Raw genomic sequence first — 3308 nt, forward strand, 5'->3', positions numbered from 1 at the left:
CAATGCCGAAGCGGGACACGCAGGCGCGAATCACCTCGATGGCCCCACCGCGATAGGAAGACCAGGTATCGCGATTGAAGTGGCACATATCGATGACCCCCACTACCGTCTCTGGACCGTAAACGATAGGAATGATCCGGTTCCGATATCTAATGGCATACAGATCGCCTTCGAATGGAATGTCTTCTCCACCTAGACCACCAAATTCGAACACTTCAATACCGCGTTCAAAATCAACAGCCTTGGGATAAAAAGGCGCAATACCCAGAGATTGATCTTGGCTGATAAAGCCGTAAGTACTTCGGAACATGACAAAGACGCAGAGAGATGAGTTGGCTGACAATTAGAATGACGGCAGTCAAAGCTTAGCCGTCGGCAAAAACTCGATACCGGTGCGCTGGACCAGTTCTTGATAGCTGAGCACACCATGCAGACGGGCCTTGCCCTGATTCTCCGTCCAATAGGCCCATGCTTTGCCAGTAGACGGGTCATAAACGAGCTATCAAGAGGCTAGCAGCAGGAATTCTGCCCGCGCATTCTAACAGAAGAGAACGATCGTTTACTGCCTGAGTAGGCGTGGCTTTTCTAAAGTGAGCCGCCTATTCAATCCCAGTCCAAAGTCGGTGCATACCGTAATTCCTGCAACGCCCAACTACCAGCTTCCTGGTTGAACCAGGTCAAATTGCCGACCAGTTCACCCTCTGGATCATACACTCGGTAATCGGCTGGGGAATGTATGCCATGAGCGTAGCCGCAGAATGATCCGATATACCAAACTGGATCAATGAAGCCGTACTCGCAGTCGGCATGCCGTCTGAGCGGTTGAAGCGTATCCATCCACAGAAATTGGGTGCCGCCGCAACATAAAGCCCTTGCAGGGCGAATCCGGTTCATTCTCCATTCCAGCAATGCTTTGCACGTTGCAATCTGTTCGGCTGCATCCTTCCCTCTGCAATGAAAGGGGTATTCAATCGATTTGCCTGCCCGAATGGCCCCGTAAGCATTCTCGAAATCTTGCACGGGGAGGATGTCTTCGACGAGGGTGAGCGAATTGCATACCTTGCACCATGCAGGCCGCTTGGGTATTTCCAGGAAATCCTCACTTCTCACCGTACTGGGTAGGGGGCCGCGCCCTTTGTGGTGATAAGACAAGGTATTGAACGGGAAATGAAAATTCTCATGACAGTAGGAACAGCTATAGAAACTAGGTAAGTACATGAATGTGACTTGAAGCAGATATACTGTCGAATTGTAGGGCGTACCGTGTGGCTGCTCCAGCCAAGAGTAATTGTGTGTAGACGGCGGTGTATCGATCATCCGAAAGACCAATGTTTGGCGCGAATACCCAACGCCGTGTTTGTCTTTTTCTCCGTCTGGATTATGTATTGTCACCGTTGTAATTCTCAAAATCTGCATACCGATTTGCGATGTATCCAATGTGGCGCCAGCCTGATTGGAGTTTCTACCAGTTCCCCCGCAGAGTTTTCCCAGAAATTCGAAGAACAGGATGCCATCGTCTATGGCCGTACCTGGTCGATCGTTTTTGCCCTGGCTTACTATGTGCTGGCCGTCACCTTCCTTTCCGATCTCATGGATAGCCGCCCATTGCTGCTTGTAGGCGGTGGTCTGGCCGGTGGGATCGGTTATCAGATCGGGAAACGGATCGCCAAGTACCACAACACCTTATAAACCTGATGCGGGGGGACAAGAGCGCTCCCCTGCGACCGTGATTTGAGCCGATAGCTGTAACTGAATCGTCATCTCCTGAATTCAAAAACTCCCGCCTTGGCGGAACATTGCTGACCCATTGCCGTGACTTACACTCTTATCGCTCGTACTACTTGTTTTCTGATCCTGTCTGGATGGCTTTCCTGTGCCGTCGCCGGCCCATCCCCCGCTCGCCCGGAGTCGCTGACACTGGCCACTGGTTACTTTCATACGGTTGTTCTGAGAGAAGACAACAGCCTGTGGGGATGGGGCAACAATTCGTTTGGTCAACTCGGCCACCCACCGGTGATCTCAATCAATAGTCCTCGCCCCATCGGGCAGGACAAGGATTGGGCTGCGGTCTCGGCCGGGTATGCCCACACCGTGGCCATCAAGCAGGATGGCTCACTCTGGGCCTGGGGGAAAAACAGCAATGGCCAGCTGGGGGACGGCACTACGGAATCGCGCAGTACACCAACGCGCATGACCTCCAGCCAAGATTGGGCCTCTGTATCAGCCGGTTACAGCCACACGCTGGCGCTGAAAAAAGATGGGAGCTTATGGGCCTGGGGGAATAATGAAGAGTGGCAATTAGGCAATGGTTCAACCTCACAGTTGGCTCCGGTGCGTATTGGTAGTGAGAACGATTGGGCGGAGATTTCAGCTGGTATCAACTACAGCCTAGGGATCAAGCGGGACGGTAGCCTTTGGGGGTGGGGGAGTAGCATCTTGTTTGATCATTTGGCGGACCGCCATAGCGTTCATAGAGTCCCTGTCCAGCTGGGAACCGATAAGTTTTGGGCCAAAGTGTCTGCTGGGACAATCCATGCTTTGTTACTCAAGCAGGATGGCACGCTTTGGGGTTGGGGGAGCAATGGTTACGGACAAGTGGGGGTTGATAGCTCTGGCTACCGTGTCGATACCCCCAGGCAAATTGGGGGAAATAGTCAGTACCTTATGGTGCGTGCATTGCGCAATTTTTCTTTGGCCATCAAGGCTGACGGTACCTTGTGGGTGTGGGGGAATTCCTATGATCGTCCGGGGTATCATCCGGAGAATTGGCAACCCCGGCAGGTTGACGGCCTATGGCGTAACGCAGGATTGGGATTTGGGTTCGGTATCGGTATAAAGAGTTCGGGCGAATTAGTGAGTTGGGGCACCAATTACTCCGGTCAGCTTGGACGAGGCATTGCGAGTCGGCAGGGAGTGCCCACCAACAGCAACGCTTATTTTGCCAAAGTGGCCGCTGGCAGTGGGAGTGCATTCGGTATCAAGGCTGATGGAACGTTGTGGGGTTGGGGAGATAATCTTGCCGGGCAATTAGGGTTAGGAGATCAAACCGTTCGCAATCGGCCCGTGCAAATCGGCACGAACAATGACTGGCTGGATGTCTCCACCGCAGAAAGTAACTGGCAACGCGATAACTCTCATACCTTGGCGATCAAGCAAGACGGTAGTCTCTGGGCTTGGGGCAGTAATCAATGGGGTCAATTGGGATTGGCTCCTGAACGCAGCAAGCCATGTTCAGTGATTGATAGGCCTTGCGAGTTGCGACCGATCAAAATCAGCGACTCCCATGATTGGTTAAGGGTATCCGCTAG

At 52.8% G+C, this 3308-nt stretch carries 3 protein-coding genes; 1 reads left to right on the plus strand and 2 read right to left on the minus strand.

Annotated features, from left to right (window positions below):
- The coding region (locus tag PZA18_RS23635; RefSeq protein WP_284103322.1) for a hypothetical protein at positions 1-310 on the minus strand (310 nt) is incomplete at its 3' end.
- Positions 311-603: 293 nt separating this feature from the next.
- Positions 604-1677 (minus strand): hypothetical protein, encoded by a 1074-nt coding sequence (locus tag PZA18_RS23640; RefSeq protein WP_284103357.1) that lies wholly within the window; start codon positions 1675-1677, stop codon positions 604-606.
- 135 nt (positions 1678-1812) lie between these two features.
- Here PZA18_RS23640 and PZA18_RS23645 point away from each other — a divergent pair.
- On the plus strand, positions 1813-3308 hold a 1496-nt coding region (locus PZA18_RS23645), incomplete at its 3' end, for an RCC1-like domain-containing protein (RefSeq protein ID WP_456238581.1).

This window comes from Parachitinimonas caeni (genome assembly GCF_030129945.1).
Taxonomy (GTDB): Bacteria; Pseudomonadota; Gammaproteobacteria; order Burkholderiales; family Chitinimonadaceae; genus Parachitinimonas; species Parachitinimonas caeni.